At 42.0% G+C, this 18,281-nt stretch carries 14 protein-coding genes, 1 tRNA gene and 1 pseudogene; 9 read left to right on the top strand and 7 right to left on the bottom strand.

Going from position 1 to position 18,281, the window contains the following annotated elements; genetic code table 11:
- Positions 1-18 precede the first annotated feature (18 nt).
- Positions 19-573 (bottom strand): ADP compounds hydrolase NudE, encoded by a 555-nt coding sequence (gene nudE, locus PSF16_RS07290; protein WP_006657440.1) that lies wholly within the window; start codon positions 571-573, stop codon positions 19-21.
- 277 nt (positions 574-850) lie between these two features.
- Between nudE and PSF16_RS07285 the strand changes: the two genes are divergently transcribed.
- The 4 genes from PSF16_RS07285 to pckA all read left to right on the top strand — a co-directional run bounded on the left by PSF16_RS07285 (position 851) and on the right by pckA (position 6,086).
- Entirely contained in the window at positions 851-2,869 is a 2,019-nt protein-coding gene (locus PSF16_RS07285) for an IgaA/UmoB family intracellular growth attenuator (RefSeq protein WP_272689043.1), read from the top strand.
- Between the two features lie 67 nt (positions 2,870-2,936).
- Positions 2,937-3,362: a ribosome-associated heat shock protein Hsp15 gene (gene hslR, locus PSF16_RS07280; protein WP_006657442.1), complete on the top strand. Its 426-nt coding sequence runs from the start codon at positions 2,937-2,939 to the stop codon at positions 3,360-3,362.
- Positions 3,363-3,390: 28 nt separating this feature from the next.
- Entirely contained in the window at positions 3,391-4,263 is an 873-nt protein-coding gene (gene hslO, locus PSF16_RS07275) for an Hsp33 family molecular chaperone HslO (RefSeq protein ID WP_006657443.1), read from the top strand.
- Between the two features lie 203 nt (positions 4,264-4,466).
- Complete coding sequence (gene pckA, locus PSF16_RS07270; protein WP_006663506.1) at positions 4,467-6,086, top strand: phosphoenolpyruvate carboxykinase (ATP); 1,620 nt, start codon at positions 4,467-4,469, stop codon at positions 6,084-6,086.
- 82 nt (positions 6,087-6,168) lie between these two features.
- Here the strand turns inward: pckA and PSF16_RS07265 are convergent, their stop codons facing one another.
- Both PSF16_RS07265 and PSF16_RS07260 read right to left on the bottom strand, forming a co-directional pair.
- The gene (locus PSF16_RS07265) at positions 6,169-6,867 is read right to left on the bottom strand and encodes a pirin family protein (protein WP_272689042.1); all 699 of its coding nucleotides are present in this window, start codon (positions 6,865-6,867) and stop codon (positions 6,169-6,171) included.
- A 481-nt stretch (positions 6,868-7,348) separates the two neighbouring features.
- Positions 7,349-8,548, bottom strand: a complete 1,200-nt coding sequence (locus PSF16_RS07260) for an NAD(P)/FAD-dependent oxidoreductase (protein WP_272689041.1) — start codon at positions 8,546-8,548, stop codon at positions 7,349-7,351.
- A 375-nt stretch (positions 8,549-8,923) separates the two neighbouring features.
- Between PSF16_RS07260 and pitA the strand changes: the two genes are divergently transcribed.
- Positions 8,924-10,411: an inorganic phosphate transporter PitA gene (gene pitA, locus PSF16_RS07255; RefSeq protein ID WP_006657447.1), complete on the top strand. Its 1,488-nt coding sequence runs from the start codon at positions 8,924-8,926 to the stop codon at positions 10,409-10,411.
- Between the two features lie 118 nt (positions 10,412-10,529).
- Here pitA and uspB read toward each other — a convergent pair whose 3' ends face one another.
- Positions 10,530-10,865: a universal stress protein UspB gene (gene uspB / locus PSF16_RS07250; RefSeq protein ID WP_154601434.1), complete on the bottom strand. Its 336-nt coding sequence runs from the start codon at positions 10,863-10,865 to the stop codon at positions 10,530-10,532.
- Positions 10,866-11,280: 415 nt separating this feature from the next.
- Here uspB and uspA point away from each other — a divergent pair, with 415 nt between their 5' ends.
- Entirely contained in the window at positions 11,281-11,715 is a 435-nt protein-coding gene (uspA, locus tag PSF16_RS07245) for a universal stress protein UspA (RefSeq protein ID WP_006657449.1), read from the top strand.
- Between the two features lie 267 nt (positions 11,716-11,982).
- A complete protein-coding gene (gene gdhA / locus PSF16_RS07240) occupies positions 11,983-13,317 on the top strand; it encodes an NADP-specific glutamate dehydrogenase (protein WP_006663503.1) in 1,335 nt (444 codons plus the stop codon).
- An 83-nt stretch (positions 13,318-13,400) separates the two neighbouring features.
- Here gdhA and rsmJ read toward each other — a convergent pair whose 3' ends face one another.
- Positions 13,401-14,171: a 16S rRNA (guanine(1516)-N(2))-methyltransferase RsmJ gene (rsmJ, locus tag PSF16_RS07235; RefSeq protein ID WP_006657451.1), complete on the bottom strand. Its 771-nt coding sequence runs from the start codon at positions 14,169-14,171 to the stop codon at positions 13,401-13,403.
- Complete coding sequence (gene prlC, locus PSF16_RS07230; protein WP_272689040.1) at positions 14,164-16,206, bottom strand: oligopeptidase A; 2,043 nt, start codon at positions 16,204-16,206, stop codon at positions 14,164-14,166. Before prlC ends, rsmJ begins: the two co-directional genes overlap by 8 nt.
- A 289-nt stretch (positions 16,207-16,495) precedes the next feature.
- Between prlC and PSF16_RS07225 the strand changes: the two genes are divergently transcribed.
- Positions 16,496-16,590, top strand: a tRNA-Sec gene (locus PSF16_RS07225).
- Positions 16,591-16,805: 215 nt separating this feature from the next.
- Positions 16,806-17,099: pseudogene (locus PSF16_RS07220) on the top strand (hydroxyacid dehydrogenase); the annotation flags it as partial.
- Between the two features lie 191 nt (positions 17,100-17,290).
- On the opposite strand, the gene PSF16_RS07215 reads toward PSF16_RS07220, so the two are convergent.
- Positions 17,291-18,281, bottom strand: a 991-nt coding sequence (locus PSF16_RS07215) for a fimbrial protein (RefSeq protein ID WP_272689039.1), incomplete at its 5' end; no start/stop codon positions are given.

Below are 18,281 nucleotides of genomic sequence, written 5' to 3'. Positions count from 1 at the left end.
GAGGAAATATGTGAGCGGTTATTTAGCGTGATTTTTTAGGTAGCGTTCAACGTAGAACAGTGCGCTGATATTGCGGGCTTCATTGAAGTCCGGATGATCGAGGAGCTCCATCATGCGTGCAATTGGCCATCTGACCTGTTGCAGAGGCTCTGGCTCGTCACCCTCAAGTTTTTCGCTAAATAGGTCGTTAGCGATAAGTATGTTCATCTTGCTGGAAAAGTACGATGGAGACATGGTGAGTTTTGCCAGAGGTGTAATCTGGCGAGCTCCATAACCGATTTCTTCTTTGAGTTCGCGTTGAGCCGCATCGAGAGGGGCTTCACCAGGGTCAACGGCTCCTTTTGGAAAACCTAACTCATAGTTTTCGATACCAACGGCGTATTCACGGATCAAGATAAGATGGTCATCAATAATCGGAACAATAAGAACCGCTTCACGTTTTGCTGGGCGCATTCTTTCATAAACACGTTTTTCACCATTACTGAATTCGAGATCAACAGATTGGATACTGAATAATTTAGATTGAGCAATGTCTTGAATATTCAGGATTTTTGGTTTTTTTAACTCTGTCATAACAATTTCCGAATCAGATGAATGGGATCCATGAGGGCAAGCTTACATTGTCTTTAACTATGACGCATATCAAAAAAAAATGATAGAGATTATAGGGTGGATAAAATGCTGTTAGTATAATCTACTTATGAAAACCACACGGATTAATAAGTAAAATATTTTATTTACAACATATTGTAAAATAAAACAAAAAATAGAAGAGAATAGGAATTGGCTTATATAGTGATTGGCATTGTGTTGCTATGCTTTTCAGGTAGGCAATTCTGTTGAGAAAAAAATGCTAAACACCGTCATTATACTGGCTTTGATCATCGCTAGCCTAATTATAATGGTTTCCGTTCTGTTTTTTCGGCGGGGACGGCGTTCGAGTGTCTATCAAATACCCTCTCTAGCGACACCCGCGTTCAAAAAAATGATTGAGTCTGATTTCCAGACTATTACCCAGTACCTTAATCACAGCGCCTCAAAGAATCTTCATTCGCCTTCTCAGCCTGCACGGCAAATCAAAAAAAATGCTACCGTTGCAACCATCTGTAATGCTGTTACACGATTCAATTTACGCCAAGAGCAAGGTCAAGGTTGGCGTTATTTTATTGATACGATTGAAGTGCAGTTGCCTTCTCAATTAGAACCGTTTTTACAACGACAAAATGTCATGGAAATTGTGGAAACGGATCATTTGCCTTTAATTGTGGGGCTCAATAACCACTCTTTGAAAGAATTTAACTATGAGTGGGAAACACCGTTAGAAGACCAACGCACTCAACCTGAAGCAGCTATTCATGAAGGTGAACCTAACACCATCCAACTGCTGAAAATGCGTAAGGAAAGCAAAGAGGAGCATCGGTTACACAACTCTTCAGGATGGTTAGGCGCCATCGTTGTCAGTCTCAGCTTTTTTATTGGTTACCTAACGATTATCTCTATCCCTATTTTTCATGGGTGGGGAGTCACATTCACGGCTGTGGTATTTCTTATCGGGGTATTTTTGTTATTTCGATTACGTCTTTTTCCTAAACCCAATCAAGATGTGCAATGCATCTATGGGCAGGCTAAACGGTGGGAACTGTACGGAGAATTAGACAAAAAATATTCATCAACGATTTCGATTGGGGGGGTAGATTTACACTACCCAACGTATTGGCTACCCTACCTAAAATATGAACTCGGTCATCCCACGAATATCGATCTCTATTCGACGGGCGAAGTTTTAAAATACGGTCGCTGCCTCTCTATTCATGAAGAGGAACGTTATTACCCTTATAAACGCTTTAAAAAGAATATACTGATGTTTTTCAGTGCATTGTGCGTTTTAGTGTTAGTGTTCTCTTATCAGTCGATCAGTTTACCCGTTAAGTTAGGTTTTGCGTGGCTTGAGGGCGCCAAAAAAGTCACTGTTGTCGATCCGTCTGATTTAACATCGCGAAAAATTAGAGTGGGAGATACCTTATTAGCCAAGGGTATGGGTATGTGTTATCGCCCGCCTAATTTAAATGATGCAAACCAAGCGCTGTTTGTACCTTTTGATTGTTCTGGTGTGTATTGGAATAATATTAATCTGATTACAGAGCCGCAATCTGAGGTTGTCAATCGAGCAATTGATTTGCTGAACAGTGTGAAAAATCAATTACATCCAGATAAAGATGCCCCAGGAATTAACCCAAGACTACAGCGTGAAATTATGAAATCAGGGATGAATATTATCTTTGATTTTTCAGAAATTGTTTTAAAAACCAATGCATTGTGTGAACAAAAAGACCATTGTATTAAACTCAAAAGCGCACTATCTAACTTAGGCGGAAGTGCGGATGCCTTGGAAAACTTAGTTGAAGACACCACATATGATTTTATCAAGAAAGAACTTGATACCGAAGTCCGCAAACTGAATAGCCCGCCACCAGGTGGTGTGTTGTTGATCAATGATGAAAACCTTCCATTGGTAGATTTAGTGCCAGTGACGACATTGAGCGAAATGAACCAAGTTCAGCGATGGAATGAGCTAAAGCGTTTGTCTAGTATTCTGATTAATACGCCATTTGATGTTGAAGGGGTGGTTACGAATATTTCGACAGATGCGAATGGCACATTGCAAGTGGTGATTCATGAGCGCTTGGATGAAGATGTTTTATCTGAATATGTTTGTCGTTCAATGCTGGTTTTTTTCTTGATCATTTGCACCTTAGTAAATGGAACATTAATTATTATTCGAGTTTTGAATAACAAACGGCGTTTGCGTAAAATCACTGAATATTACGATAAATGCTATGAGGCCGATAATCCTTCCGATTCTAGATAGTATTATCCTTTCCCAATGATGGAGCCTCATTTTGGTTTGGCATTCAAACTAAGAGTGAGGAGGCACCATGAAGTCGTTATCTACAAAACAAGCGCCTGATGAGCAAGTTCGCCTTGATAAATGGCTATGGGTTGCACGTTTTTATAAAACACGCTCCATTGCCCGTGAGATGATTGATGGTGGTAAGGTTCACTATAATGGGCAAAGAAGTAAGCCTGGAAAGATTGTTGAACTCGGCGCGATGATAAAATTGCGACAAGGTAATGACGAACGGACTATCGAAGTGCTGGAAATCAGCAGCCAACGTAAAGGCGCTCCAGAAGCGCAATTGCTCTACCGTGAAACAGTAGAAAGCCTTAGTCAACGCGAAAAAATGGCAATGGCACGTAAAATGAATGCACTTACGATGCCACATCCTGACCGACGCCCAGATAAAAAAGAGCGTCGGACTTTGCTAAAATTTAAACAAACTAATTCCCATGAATCGTCTTAATAGACTGCCTGAGTAATAGAGAGAAATTATGGCTAAACAAGACCAACTCCACCGTTTCCTGTTTGAACAGCATGCGGTACGTGGAGAAATGATTACTGTCGATGAGACTTTTCATCATATTTTAGAAAATCATGATTACCCAGAAGCCGTTAAAATGCTGCTGGGTGAATTACTGGTAGCGACCAGCTTACTCACTGCAACGTTAAAATTCGATGGTGATATTACCGTTCAAATTCAAGGTGATGGCCCTGTTAAGTTAGCGGTAATTAACGGTAATAACTTACAACAAATGCGCGGTGTCGCCCGTGTTGATGGTCCTGTTGTGGCGGGTAGCACATTACAACAAATGATTGGTAATGGGTTTATTGTCATTACAATTACACCAAAACAAGGTGAACGTTATCAAGGGATCGTAGCAATTGAAGGTAATAGCATTGAAGAGAGTATTGATGCTTATTTCCGTCAATCAGAGCAGTTACCTACTCGTTTATTCATCCGTGTTAGTGAACAAGATGGTAAAGCAATCGCGGGTGGAATGCTGCTGCAAGTTCTTCCTGCTGCGGGAGAATCGAGCCATGAGTTCTTTGATCACTTAGTGCAACTGACTGCGACTATCAAAGGTAAAGAGCTGAGCGAGTTAGACGTGAAAGAGGTACTGCATCGTCTGTATCATGAAGAAGATGTCACACTGTATGATCCACAATCTGTTGAGTTTCGTTGCACATGTTCACGTGAGCGTTGCGAAGCTTCGCTAGCGACGTTAACTCATGAAGATGTTATGGATATTTTGCACAAAGATGGAAAAATTGATATGGAGTGTGAATATTGTGGCTCACACTATGTATTTATTGAATCCGATATCATCGGGTTAAATAATGAGCAAAATCAGCAACTTCACTGATACGATTTAGCAACCTAATTATGTGACGAGGGTGCAATTTTGCACCCTTTTTTTATAATTTTAAAGGATTATAACGTGCTCTAAGTCTCATTATGAATTAAAAAAAATTATGCTTTTTCAATTCTTTGATAGCTATCGCTGTTAATTAGTCGTAAAGATTTATGATCGTCGGCAGAATAGCTATGTTTACCAGGAGCAATATAATGAGCGCTAAAAGCATTACCCTGAAGGATCTCGAAAAGTACGGCATTCATGACGTCGCTGAAGTCGTTTATAACCCAAGTTATGAGCTGTTATTTCAGGAAGAAACCAAACCAGGTCTAGAAGGTTATGAACGTGGTACCGTCACTACATTAGGTGCTGTTGCTGTTGATACCGGTATTTTTACAGGACGTTCCCCAAAAGATAAATATATCGTTCGCGATGATATCACTCGCGATACCGTTTGGTGGGCTGACCAAGGTAAAGGTAAAAACGATAACAAGCCAATGAGTCAAGAAGTGTGGAGCAGCTTAAAACACTTAGTGACTGAGCAGTTATCAGGCAAACGTTTGTTTGTTGTGGATGCATTTTGTGGTGCAAACGCAGACACTCGTTTAAAAGTTCGCTTTATCACTGAAGTTGCGTGGCAAGCTCATTTCGTTAAAAACATGTTTATTCGTCCATCTGATGAAGAATTAGTTGGCTTCGAACCTGACTTTATTGTGATGAACGGTGCTAAATGCACAAACCCAAATTGGAAAGAACAAGGTCTGAACTCAGAGAACTTTGTTGCTTTCAACTTAACTGAGCGTATGCAGTTAATCGGCGGTTCTTGGTACGGCGGCGAAATGAAGAAAGGTATGTTCTCTATGATGAACTACTTGCTGCCATTAAAAGGCATCGCGTCTATGCACTGCTCTGCAAACGTGGGTGAAAAAGGCGACGTTGCCATTTTCTTCGGATTATCTGGTACAGGTAAAACGACACTGTCTACCGATCCAAAACGTAAGCTAATTGGTGATGATGAGCACGGTTGGGATGACGACGGCGTATTTAACTTTGAAGGCGGTTGCTACGCGAAGACCATCAACCTGTCTAAAGAAGCTGAGCCAGACATTTACGGCGCGATCAAACGTGATGCATTGCTGGAAAACGTCATGGTATTGGCAGACGGTTCTGTTGATTTCAATGATGGTTCTAAAACTGAGAACACCCGTGTTTCTTATCCAATCTATCATATCGAGAACATCGTTAAGCCTGTGTCTAAAGCGGGTCACGCGACAAAAGTTATCTTCTTGACGGCGGATGCATTCGGTGTATTACCACCTGTTTCTCGTTTAACGCCGGAACAAACTCAGTATCACTTCCTCTCTGGTTTTACTGCGAAATTAGCAGGTACAGAACGTGGTGTAACTGAACCAACGCCAACATTCTCTGCATGTTTCGGTGCGGCGTTCTTATCGTTGCACCCAACTCAATATGCTGAAGTGTTAGTGAAACGTATGGAAGCAGCAGGAGCGAAAGCTTACTTAGTTAACACAGGTTGGAACGGTACAGGCAAACGTATTTCTATTAAAGACACGCGTGCAATCATCGATGCAATCTTAAGTGGTGATATCGAAAAAGCGGATACTATCAAGCTGCCAGTCTTTGATTTAGAAGTCCCAACCGCATTACCGGGCGTGGATACTAATATCCTTGACCCACGTAATACTTACGCGGACAAATCTCAGTGGGATGAGAAATCTAAAGATTTAGCCGATCGTTTCGTGAAGAACTTCGATAAGTACACTGATACCCCAGCAGGTGCAGCACTGGTTAAAGCCGGTCCTAAACTGTAATAGCGGGCATAGGGTATAAAAAAAGGCTCTACAGTCATGTAGAGCCTTTCCCATTGGTGTTAGCGTTTACTTACCGGAGGATTTATTCCACAGCGGGTAAGTCAAAGATTAAAATTTCACTCTCTTCATCAGCTTTAATTGTCAGCTGCTTTTCTTGCCAAATCGCTAAACCATCACTGGTGGTTGCTTTTTGACCATTCACTTCGATATTACCTTTGACGACTTGGATCCAAATAACGCGTTTTTCTGCAATGTCATAGTTGCTTTGCTCATTAGCAGGGAGCGCCCAACGCCATAACGTCATATCTTGGTTTACTTTCAATGAGCCATCGCGTGCATCTGGTGATAACACCAATTGTTTACCACTTTTTGAGTCAAAACGTTTTTGCTCATAGCGTGGTTCAATGCCGTTTTTATCTGGAATAATCCAAATTTGGTATAAACGCAGTTCTTTTTCGTTATCAGGATTGTATTCTGAGTGGCGAACTCCTGTTCCCGCACTCATGATTTGGAATTCGCCCGCAGGGATCTGCTCCATATTCCCCATGCTATCTTTGTGCTCAACGGCACCATCAAGAACATAGGTCAGAATTTCCATATCTTTGTGGGGATGAGTACCAAACCCTTGTCCCGCAGCGATGTAGTCTTCATTGATGACTCTTAACGCTGAGAAACCCATAAATTTTTCATCGTAATAGTTAGCAAATGAGAACGTGTGCCAACTGTCCAACCAACCGTGGTTTGCGTGTCCACGTTCATTTGCTTGGCGTAAATAGATCATTGAGTCATCTCCTTAAAAGCGGATATCCCATTTTCATTGGGCTCTTGCTTAACTTGTTGATGACAGTTTAGCCAAATTGTAGAAAGAGAAAAGTAGGGGTCATTAACCATAGGATCCAAAAAATTTGAATAAGATTGAGGCGTATCACAATGGTTATTTGCCGTATGGAAGTGAGGGGGTCAGCAGGTTACTGAAAGGTCCAAATAGAGGTGATTTGTAGAAAGTTATAGATAAAAAAATAGCCAGCATTAAGCTGGCTAAAGTAAACACTGGAAGCAATGTGAGCAATGTCGTACCTCCTACAAGAGACTGACTAAGTTAGTCACCTGCGGAAGATGTGATAATGATAATGGTTATCACTATCGTTTGTAAAGGGTTATTTTTAACCAATTTTAGATTTATTTAAACCCGCTGCTCAACTAACTGATTTGGTTGAAAATAAATAATATCCATTATTTTTCAATGGATTAAATAAAATGGGCTACTTCATGTGATGGGGTAAGCTTTCTGCACAAGCAGAAGCTGAGCTCCACGCCCATTGAAAATTATAGCCACCTAGCCAACCCGTGACATCAAGGACTTCCCCAATGAAATAGAGTCCAGATGATTTGAGGGACTCCATCGTTTTTGATGAGATTTCATGAGTATCGACGCCACCAAGGGTGACTTCTGCAGTACGGTAGCCTTCGGTGCCATTCGGCTGCACTTGCCAGTTATGCAATGTGTCATTGAGAGAGTCGATTTGTGCGTGGTTAAGTTGTTTTAGCGGGCAGTCGGGGATTTGCCCTAATTGTTGTAAGACTTCGATTAAGCGCTTAGGCAACTGTGTAGCCAATGTATTTTTCAGTGATTGATTAGGATGTCGCTGTTTTTCTGTAGTGAGATAGTCCTCCAGAGAAATTTCTGGAAGTAAGTTAATACTCACATACTCACCGGGTTGCCAGTAATTTGAAATTTGTAAAATTGCAGGTCCTGATAATCCTCGGTGGGTGAACAGGATGTTTTCTTTGAATAGGACACCGCTGGCGGAAGTGACGGTTGCCGCGACAGATACACCGGAAAGCGCTTGTAGGGCTTCTAACAGCGGTTTGTGTAAGGTAAATGGTACTAAAGCTGCACGGGTAGGGATGATTGTATGCCCAAATTGCTCAGCAAGGCGATAGCCAAACGGTGTTGCACCTAAACCTGGCATTGAGAGTCCACCCGTTGCGACTACAAGTGAGCGAGCACTTACTTGAGTTCCGTTTACAGTAACAACATAACCTTCATCTGTTTTGTCTACTTGAGTGACTTCACTACGTAGTTTTATCGTAATGTTGGGCAAATCACACTCATTTTGCAGCATATCGACAATATCTTGTGCGCTATTATCGCAAAATAGCTGCCCTAGCATTTTTTCGTGATAAGGAATTTGGTATTTACCGACTAGTTCAATAAAGTCCCATTGTGTATAGCGAGCAAGTGCTGACTTACAAAAGTGAGGATTGGTTGAAAGGTAGTTATTGTGATCGGCGTACATATTGGTGAAATTGCATCGACCACCACCGGACATCAAAATTTTACGCCCTAATTTTTTGCCATTATCCAGCACAAGGGTGTTTAAACCGCGCTTACCCGCGAGTGAAGCACAAAATAGCCCAGCAGCACCTGCACCTAAAATAATAACATCGATATTTCTCACAATTGAAATTCTCTATATATTTGATTTTAATAGTAATTACGATAATTAATACCGCTATTTTACGCGATTTAGCGCCGGTTGTAATGCAACGGATCAACGAAGAATTAATGAAAAGTACGGTAGACGTATTATAATTAGGAAAAATCGCGAAAAAAGACTATTTCCCCCTTATATTCACAAATTATCATAAAAAAGTTTCAAAAATTCAGAATAACTTTAATTATGGTAACCAAATGATATTAAAGGGATAGTTTGTGTTTGATGCTTTTTTGATTAGTATTTAAATCAAAAAAAGGTCAGATTTCGCTTCCACCGCTAGCGTTTGTCACTGATAATGCGCCGCGTTCATGTCCAACATATAATGGCTTAACGTCTATGCTACATCTTTTTACAGGTTTAGAATTTTACACAGGTCTTTTGTTAGTTCTAGCACTGTTATTTGTGCTGTTCTATGAGGCGATTAATGGCTTTCATGATACTGCTAACGCGGTCGCGACGGTGATCTACACCCGAGCAATGCGTGCTCAGTTTGCGGTTGTCATGGCCGGGGTATTTAACTTTTTCGGTGTCTTGCTGGGAGGGTTGAGCGTGGCATACGCCATTGTTCATCTTTTACCAACAGACCTTCTCCTTAACGTGAGTTCTGCTCACGGCCTTGCAATGGTCTTTTCATTGCTCTTGGCAGCTATCATCTGGAACCTTGGAACCTGGTATTTAGGGATTCCTGCATCAAGTTCTCACACGCTGATCGGTGCAATTATTGGTGTTGGTTTGACCAACGCAATTGTGACTGAATCTTCGGTGGTTGATGCGCTGAATATTCCTAAAATGATCAGCATTTTCATGTCCTTAATTCTTTCTCCTGCTATCGGTTTTGTGATTGCTGGGCTGATGATTTTTGTGCTACGCCGTTATTGGAGTGGAACCAAAAAACGTCGCCGTATTCACTTAACGCCAGCTGAACGCGAGAAGAAAGATGGTAAACGCAAACCACCATTTTGGACGCGTACCGCTTTGATCCTATCCGCTGTTGGTGTGAGTTTTTCTCACGGTGCGAACGATGGGCAAAAAGGTATTGGTCTGATTATGCTGGTACTTATCGGTGTTGCGCCAGCAGGCTTCGTCGTTAACATGAATTCTAACGGTTATGATATCGCGAGAACCCATGATGCGGTGGTTCACCTGCAACAATACTATGAAACACATAAACCAGCGTTAAACCACGCGATTGAAAATACGCCAATGGTCGCTGAGAGCAAGCCTGAAGAAGGCGAGTTCCATTGTGATAGTTCACGTACCCCGATCATCTTAAGTCAAGCTCAGAAGATGCTGAGTGGCATTCAGAGCTATGATGAGTTAACACCAGAGCAACGCAACCAAACTCGTCGCTTGTTAATGTGTATTTCGGATACTGCGAATGCGGTGGCGAAATTACCTGAAACGAGTGCGAAAGATGCAAGCTTACTGAAAAAACTGAGTAATGATCTGCTGTATACCGTTGAATATGCTCCATTATGGATTATCGTCGCTGTTGCGTTAGCTCTGGCTCTCGGTACCATGTTCGGTTGGCAGCGTGTGGCAGTGACTATCGGTGAGAAAATCGGTAAGAAAGGGATGACTTATGCGCAAGGTGTATCGGCTCAGGTAACTGCGGCTGTATCTATCGGCGTGGCAAGTTATACGGGAATGCCTGTTTCGACAACGCAAGTCCTTTCTTCTGCGGTTGCAGGGACAATGGTTGTTGACGGTGGCGGTGTTCAGAGTAAAACCATTAAGAGCATTGCATTGGCATGGTTACTGACCCTTCCGGTTTCTATCGTTTTATCGGGTGTCTTGTACTGGATTGCTCTGAAGATTATTTAATCAGCGATAGTGCGTTTATTTAACGTTCTATGGTGCAATCAGCATTCTAAAATAGTGATGACCGGCTTCGGTCATCACTATTTTTTTGGTTTGAATAAAGGGAATAAGCCACGCCAAACTAGCTAGCGATTAGCATATAGGCCAAGCTCACGACGACTAAAATGCTCAATCTGCTGATTAACATAAACTGCTTACGAATACGTTCACAACGGAATATTACATCAGGATCGTAGTGCTCAAGGTATTGCTTGGAATTGATATAGCGAACAAGGCGCAGTTGCTTATTGAGTTGCCCATGGGTGGTAAAAAAGCCATTACCATCAACGGATTGATAAAGTAGGGGATCGGAGTCCCGCAGAATAGATAATAAAACGCGAATGGAAGAAAAATAGCGCATCATATTCAAGATGCACAAAATGCATAATGCCCAAAACAATGCGATTATACTGAACATAATCCCCTCCTTAGAACGAACCTAAATTGCCCCGTTGTCATTAAAGGAAATACCGCCAAAATACTGCACACACATCATTTATTTTCATTGTAGGACAAATTGTTGCTTAAAAAAAGTGCAGTTAGTTCTAATTTTGAGCTCAAAAAACTGTTCGCTGCAAGCTGTTAATTTATCGATTGTTGATTACACTTACAGGCATCATTGGAATTCGAATTTTGAGTCGATATATATTAATATTGAATGAATGATGTTATTGTTTTATCAAATGTTCTGTCTTTTAATCCTTAAAAATTAATCTGCTAGATGTGATCAAAACGACACTTCATTATCGCTATTAGCAGGTATAGTATATTCATAAGATATTGGTGAACGTCGTTAACCACCAGTTAAATCAGCATTTGGAAGGAGTTTACTTATGGCTTATAAACATATTCTTGTCGCGGTTGATTTATCACCTGAAAGTAAAGTTTTACTGGATAAGGCTGTCTCTATGGCGAAACCGTACGGAGCCAAAGTCTCCATGATCCATGTTGATGTTAATTACTCGGATCTGTACACCGGTCTTATCGATGTGAATTTAGGTGATATGCAGCAACGCATCACTGATGAAACTCGTAATTCATTAAAAGACCTTTCAGCGGGTGCTGGCTATGACATTCAAGAAACACTGAGTGGTAGTGGTGATTTAGGTCAAGTGTTAGTTGATGCTATCAAGAAATACGACATGGACCTCGTTGTTTGCGGGCATCACCAAGATTTCTGGAGTAAGTTGATGTCTTCTGCTCGTCAGCTGATTAATACCGTTCATGTGGATATGCTGATTGTTCCACTGAATGATGAAGAAGAATAATTCATTACAGTCAAATTGAAAAACTATTCACTAAAAACGCCTGCTTATGCAGGCGTTTTTTTTGTGACAAAATAATCGTCTGAAGGGAGTGATTGGCAGGTCAAGTAATTTTTTTTTCAAATGAGTAAAAAAAAACCTTGAATTAAGAATATAAACTAATGATATATTCAATAGGCAAACACAAATCGACCTCACATTTTCTAAAAAAAAAAATAAGAAATAGTGAGGCATCTCACAACAATATCCACATTAAAAAGGAAGAAAAAGATGGCGCAAACACTATCTTCATTCTTGGAGTCTGTCCAAAAAAGAGATCCTTCACAACCTGAATTCCTACAAGCGGTACGTGAAGTATTCACTTCTCTCTGGCCTTTCATTGAACAAAATTCAAAATATCGCGATCAAGCACTACTCGAACGCTTCGTTGAGCCAGAAAGAGTGATCCAGTTCCGCGTATGTTGGATGGACGATCAAGGCAAGGTGCAAGTAAACCGCGCATGGCGTGTACAATTCAGCTCTGCGATTGGTCCATTCAAAGGCGGCATGCGTTTCCACCCTTCTGTGAACTTATCCATCCTGAAATTCTTAGGTTTCGAACAAACCCTAAAAAATGCACTAACAACCCTCCCTATGGGTGGTGCAAAAGGGGGTTCAGACTTTGATCCTAAAGGAAAAAGCCACGGTGAAGTGATGCGTTTCTGCCAAGCGTTAATGACTGAACTTTATCGTCACTTAGGCGCGGACACTGACGTTCCGGCTGGGGATATCGGGGTGGGCGGTCGTGAAGTTGGCTTTATGACTGGGATGATGAAAAAACTGTCTAATGACACCTCTTGCGTTTTCACCGGTAAAGGCCTGTCATTTGGTGGTAGCTTAATTCGTCCAGAAGCAACCGGTTACGGTCTCGTTTACTTCACTGACGCCATGCTTAAACGTCACGGTTTAGGTTTTGAAGGGATGCGTGTTGCAGTATCTGGCTCAGGTAACGTTGCTCAATACACCATTGAAAAATGTATGGAATTAGGCGCGAAAGTCATCACTGCATCTGACTCCAGCGGTACAGTGGTCGATGAAGCAGGCTTCACACCTGAAAAATTAGCACGCTTAGAAGCTATCAAAAACAACTACGGCCGTGTTGAAGAATACGCGAAAGAGTTTGGTTTGACTTACTTAGCGGGCAAACAACCTTGGGGTGTCCCTGTGGATATCGCATTGCCATGTGCAACACAGAACGAACTGGATGTGGAAGCGGCTAAAGTGCTGATCCAAAACGGTGTTAAAGCTGTCGCGGAAGGCGCAAACATGCCAACTACTATTCCTGCAACTGAGTTATTCCTGGAAGCTGGCGTTCTGTTTGCTCCAGGTAAAGCAGCAAACGCTGGCGGTGTTGCAACTTCTGGTCTGGAAATGGCGCAGAACGCAGCACGTTTAAGCTGGAAAGCAGAAAAAGTGGATACGCGTTTACACCACATCATGTTGGACATTCACCACCACTGTGTTGAATTCGGTGGCGAAGCCAAACAAACCAACTACGTCCAAGGCGCGAATATTGCAGGTTTTGTTAAAGTCGCTGATGCTATGTTTGCACAAGGCGTTGTGTAAGGTTTAACTCAAAACGTAAGCGAAAGGGCGGTCGTGCAAGTTTGTCTGTGATAAACCGTACAAACGCCCTTCGCCGTTACGTTTTAATCGCTGTGTTTAATACAGGGATAGATATCAAATCGATGGCTTTTGGTTGTGACTGCTGAAGGTGCTTTTTGCCCCGCAAGCGGTTCAGCGTAATCAGGTCGCTTAACCACAACACGGCGTTTAGCCAGCGCAATGGCTGGAGCTAATAAAGAATCAGCATCATCATCAGCCCCGACCAATGACTGAAACACCCGCATCTCTTTCTTCACCAATGCACTTTTTTGTCGATGTGGGTACATCGGGTCGAGGTAAATAACGTCAGGCGCTTCAGTGATTTCAGCTAATGCTGTAATGCTTGATGCGTGGATCAGTGACATACGTGATTGCAACCATTCACCAATTTCAGGATCGTGATAACCGCGCTGTAAACCATCATCGAGGAGTGCTGCCACCACAGGGTGACGCTCTAACATTCGCACCTTACAACCTAATGCTGCGAGTACAAAGGCATCTCGACCTAAACCCGCCGTCGCATCAATAACATCAGGCAGGTATTCTTTTTTAATTCCCACGGCTTTTGCAACAGCTTCGCCTCGTCCTCCCCCAAATTTTCGGCGATGTGCCATAGCACCTGAAACAAAATCCACAAAAATGCCGCCCAATTTGGGTTCATCCATTTTTCGTAGTTGTAGGTTTTCAGGGGTTAGCACTAATGCCATTAAAGCATCAGGCGTATGAGTGAGTTGCCATTTTTCAGCAAGTTGAGCAAGGGTGCCTGCATCGGCACCCTCTTCACAGATTAATTGGATAGCAATGTGATTAGCCATGAATACCGTAGCTCTTCAACATCGCATCTAATTCAGGTTTACGACCACGGAAACGCTCGAACAATACCATCGGTTCTTCAGAACCACCGCGACTTAAAATATTGTCGAGGAAGGATTGACCCGTTTGGCGATTGAAAATACCTTCTTCTGAGAAGCGAGAAAAGGCATCAGCAGCCAGGACATCCGCCCATAAATAGCTGTAATAACCCGCAGCGTAACCGCCTGCAAAGATATGACTAAACGCATGAGGGAAGCGCACCCATTTTGGAGATGGCACCACTGCAACTTTTTCTTTGATGGCATACAGTGTTGGCATCACTTGCGCACCTTTCGCTGGGTCATATTCAGCATGTAAGGTGAAATCGAACAAACCAAACTCCAGTTGGCGCAGAACAAACATTGCAGACTGGTAGTTTTTCGCGGCTAACATGCTTTTTAGCATTTCAGCCGGCAGAGGTTCATTGGTTTCATAGTGACCAGAGATAAACTCGAGCGCTTCCGGTTCCCAGCACCAGTTCTCCATAAATTGGCTTGGTAGTTCAACCGCATCCCATGGAACCCCATTGATACCCGCCACATCAGCAACATCAATTTGGGTTAACATATGGTGCAGACCATGACCAAATTCATGGAATAAGGTGATAACTTCATCATGAGTGAATAACGCGGGTTTATCCCCCAATGGCTTATTAAAGTTACATGTTAAGTAAGCAACTGGATTCTGTAGTGAGCCATCTTTATGTACCATGCGGCCCACGCAATCATCCATCCATGCACCACCGCGTTTGTGTTCACGAGCATATAAATCCAGATAGAAGCTACCACGCAGTGTGTTGGTATCATCATACAGCTCGAAGAAACGCACATCATTATGCCAAGTTTCAACATCATGGCGCTCTTTTGCTGTTAAACCATAAATACGATTAACAACTTCAAATAAGCCATTTAATACACGCTGTTCAGGGAAATAAGGACGCAGTTGCTCATCACTGAGTGAGAATTTATGCTGTTTTTGTTTTTCGCTGTAATACGCTAAGTCCCATGACTCAAGCGTTTCAACACCATAATTTTCTTTCGCGAATGCGGTGAGTTCAGCGAGCTCTTCTTTACCTTGTTGATGAGCTCGGTTAGCCAAGTCATTCAGAAAACCTAACACTTGCTCTGGGGATTCCGCCATTTTTGTTGCGAGAGATTTTTCTGCGAAGTTTTTAAAACCAAGCAGTTGAGCCAGTTCATGTCGTAGCGCCATTAATTCATCAATAAGTTCGCTGTTATCCCATTTACCAGCATTCGGACCTTGGTCTGAAGCTCGGGTACTATAGGCATAGCTCATTTCACGGCGCAGTTCAGCGTTATCCGCATAGGTCATAACAGGCAGGTAACTTGGCATATCCAACGTCAGTAAGTAGCCTTCTTCACCTTTGGATTCCGCCATGGCTTTTGCTGCGGCGATTGCACTCTCAGGCATGCCAGCAAGCTCGCTTTCATCTTTGATAAGCTTGCTCCAACCCATAGTGGCATCGAGTACATTGTTACTAAATTTAGAGGCGATCTCCGATAAACGTGCGACGATCTCACCGTAACGTTGCTGTTTTTCAGTAGGTAGTCCGATGCCGGACAGTTCAAAGTCACGCAGTGTATTTTCGATAGATTTACGCTGAGATTGGCTTAAATGTTTAAATTCATCCCCTTCTTTTAGGGATTTATAGGCTTGATATAGCGGCTCATGTTGCCCCATCCATGTACTGAATTCAGACAGTAATGGCAGGCATTGTTCATAGGCTTCACGTAGCTCAGGGCTATTTTTCACAGAATGTAGGTGGCTAACAGGAGACCAAACACGGGAAAGTTTGTCGCTTGCTTCTTCTAATGGTTGGCACAGATTGTCCCAAGTGTAATGGTTGTTCGCGGCGAGTAATTTCTCAACGGTTTGGCGATATTCGCCTAAAGTTTGTTCGACAGCTGGAAAAATATGTGCAGGCTCAATGTGTTCAAAGCGAGGTAATGCTGAATTGGCTAATAATGAATTTGTCATAAAAAAACATCCTTGAATGCAGGCTTGCGCTCGGGAGCCAAGGCTTACTGTGCTGACAATGAAAGTGTTGGCGGGGTGATTGCTCTTGAAATCAGCGCGCCGTATGTGGACATGAATAAGTATATGGGGACAAATATATAAACCTCAATATCACAATTGTGCTTTTTGTTATCAGTTTTTGAGAATGGAGACAGGACTTATTGGCGTGCGTCAATAATTTGTAGGGTTGTTCTTACAATACCTTGGAAAATAAATAATTCAGTTTATAATCGAACACCTACCAAATAGAGGAAGATCGTCGTCTCCGGTGAGGCGGCTGGATTTCAAATCCAGTTGGGGCTGCCAGCAGTCCCGGGCAGGTTCGACTCCTGTGATCTTCCGCCACTTTTTCTCCTCTTACCTTTGTATCAATACCATTTTTTGTAGTTTGTCTTAATCTATAAAGGTTGCTAGGCATTCACTACCTTTTTTGGCTCGCGGTTTCGCGATAAAGACATGCAGAGCTAAAATGGTTCTTGCTAGCCATCCTGTCTTTGTGTGCAACATAGTATATTGTTGGTTTTGAAGCTTTTTCCGAATATCCAAATGGAGGTAATGTGATGAGTGAAAATCTTCTTGAAGCACCACAGGGTGAATTTGTTTTATTCCGCAGTGAAGATACTCAGGCTCACGTCAAATGCCGCTTTGAATCGGATACGCTGTGATTATCTCAGGCTGAAATTGCCAACCTTTATCAGGTAACTCCTCAAGCAATAACTCAACATGTTAAAGTTATCTACGAAGAGGGTGAGTTTGTTCAAAATTCAACTTGTGAGTCTTTCTTACAAGTTCGGCAAGAAGGTAATCGGCAAGTTAATCGTAATACTTTGCATTACAACCTCTCAGTAGAATTGAAATAATGTCTATTCGCTAAATAAAAATTCCCTCCAGTGAGAACAATTCTCCAGGTGAGCGTTTTTATGCTGTCGATCTAAATCGGATATTTAATGATATCCGATCATTCTCTCTTTAAAGCTCTCTGATACTCAATTTCAAACTAGTTAGGATATGTCGTTTAGCGGTTTTCTAAATGAGGGCTCATACATCACTGATAAGAATAAGTTAAACCAATCATCGCTTTAGCTGACCCAGTCTTAAATGTTTCTTCCGGTTTTCTGACATAGCTGAAACCTATCGTAAAGCTCATCGGGTTGTTTTTATTTGCAGTTCCAGATCGCTGTACATAATACTTTTTCTGCCCAGGAATGCCTGCAGCAGAACCATCAGGCCCAAATAAAAATCGCTGACCACTTCCACTAGTAACTGCAAAACCAACTCCCGACGCAGTGGAATCAGATGTTAAATGTGCGACACTGGTATTGTTCGTTGTATCAGTTAAATCAACAAAAGAGACAAGAACGTCAATATTCGGATCACATTGCAATGAAAATGTTTGTTGTTTCGTTCGTATATTTGAGGATGCATCAGAATTCTCAATAGAACTCGCTGGGATCTTATCCATATCTAATGCCATTACTTTGCTCGTTGGCTCACAACCAGTAACGGCACCATTAATAGTCACTGCATTATACTGTACATTGGCTGCTTCTCGTGCTTTTCCCGCTTCATCGTAGCAAACATAGCGATACATTTTCATAGACGGTAAAACAGTACTCCCTACAATTCTATCAGGACCTTTATAAATATAAGCCCCGATAGTCACAAGCTTAGGAGACGATATACGCAAGCTATTATTTATGCTTCCTTGCCAAACAGTAGTTGTTATACCAGGCAAGGGTCGAAAATTATTTGTAGTATAACTAAACCCTCCTACTGGAGCGAATGAAAACCCAGTAACTCCAGTTTCAAATAAATAAATCACTGGATGTGCACTCGTAGATTGAAATGTTTGTCCGGTCCATTGCGCAATAGGCTCATAATCTATTCTGCTTAGCGTATAATTAATATCGCTATTATTACAGATCTTTAAAGCACTCCGCATGCCCGTGTTTGCAATAACTGAGCCATAAGTTATTCTGTCAGCAGGTCCTGAAATATCAACATAACCAAAAGAATTTGTAGTATAAGTAATCTCT

This window comes from Providencia sp. PROV033 (assembly GCF_028484855.1).
Classification (GTDB): domain Bacteria; phylum Pseudomonadota; class Gammaproteobacteria; order Enterobacterales; family Enterobacteriaceae; genus Providencia; species Providencia alcalifaciens.
Note: the sequence above shows the minus strand (reverse complement) of the source record. Positions and strands in the feature narration are given on the sequence as shown.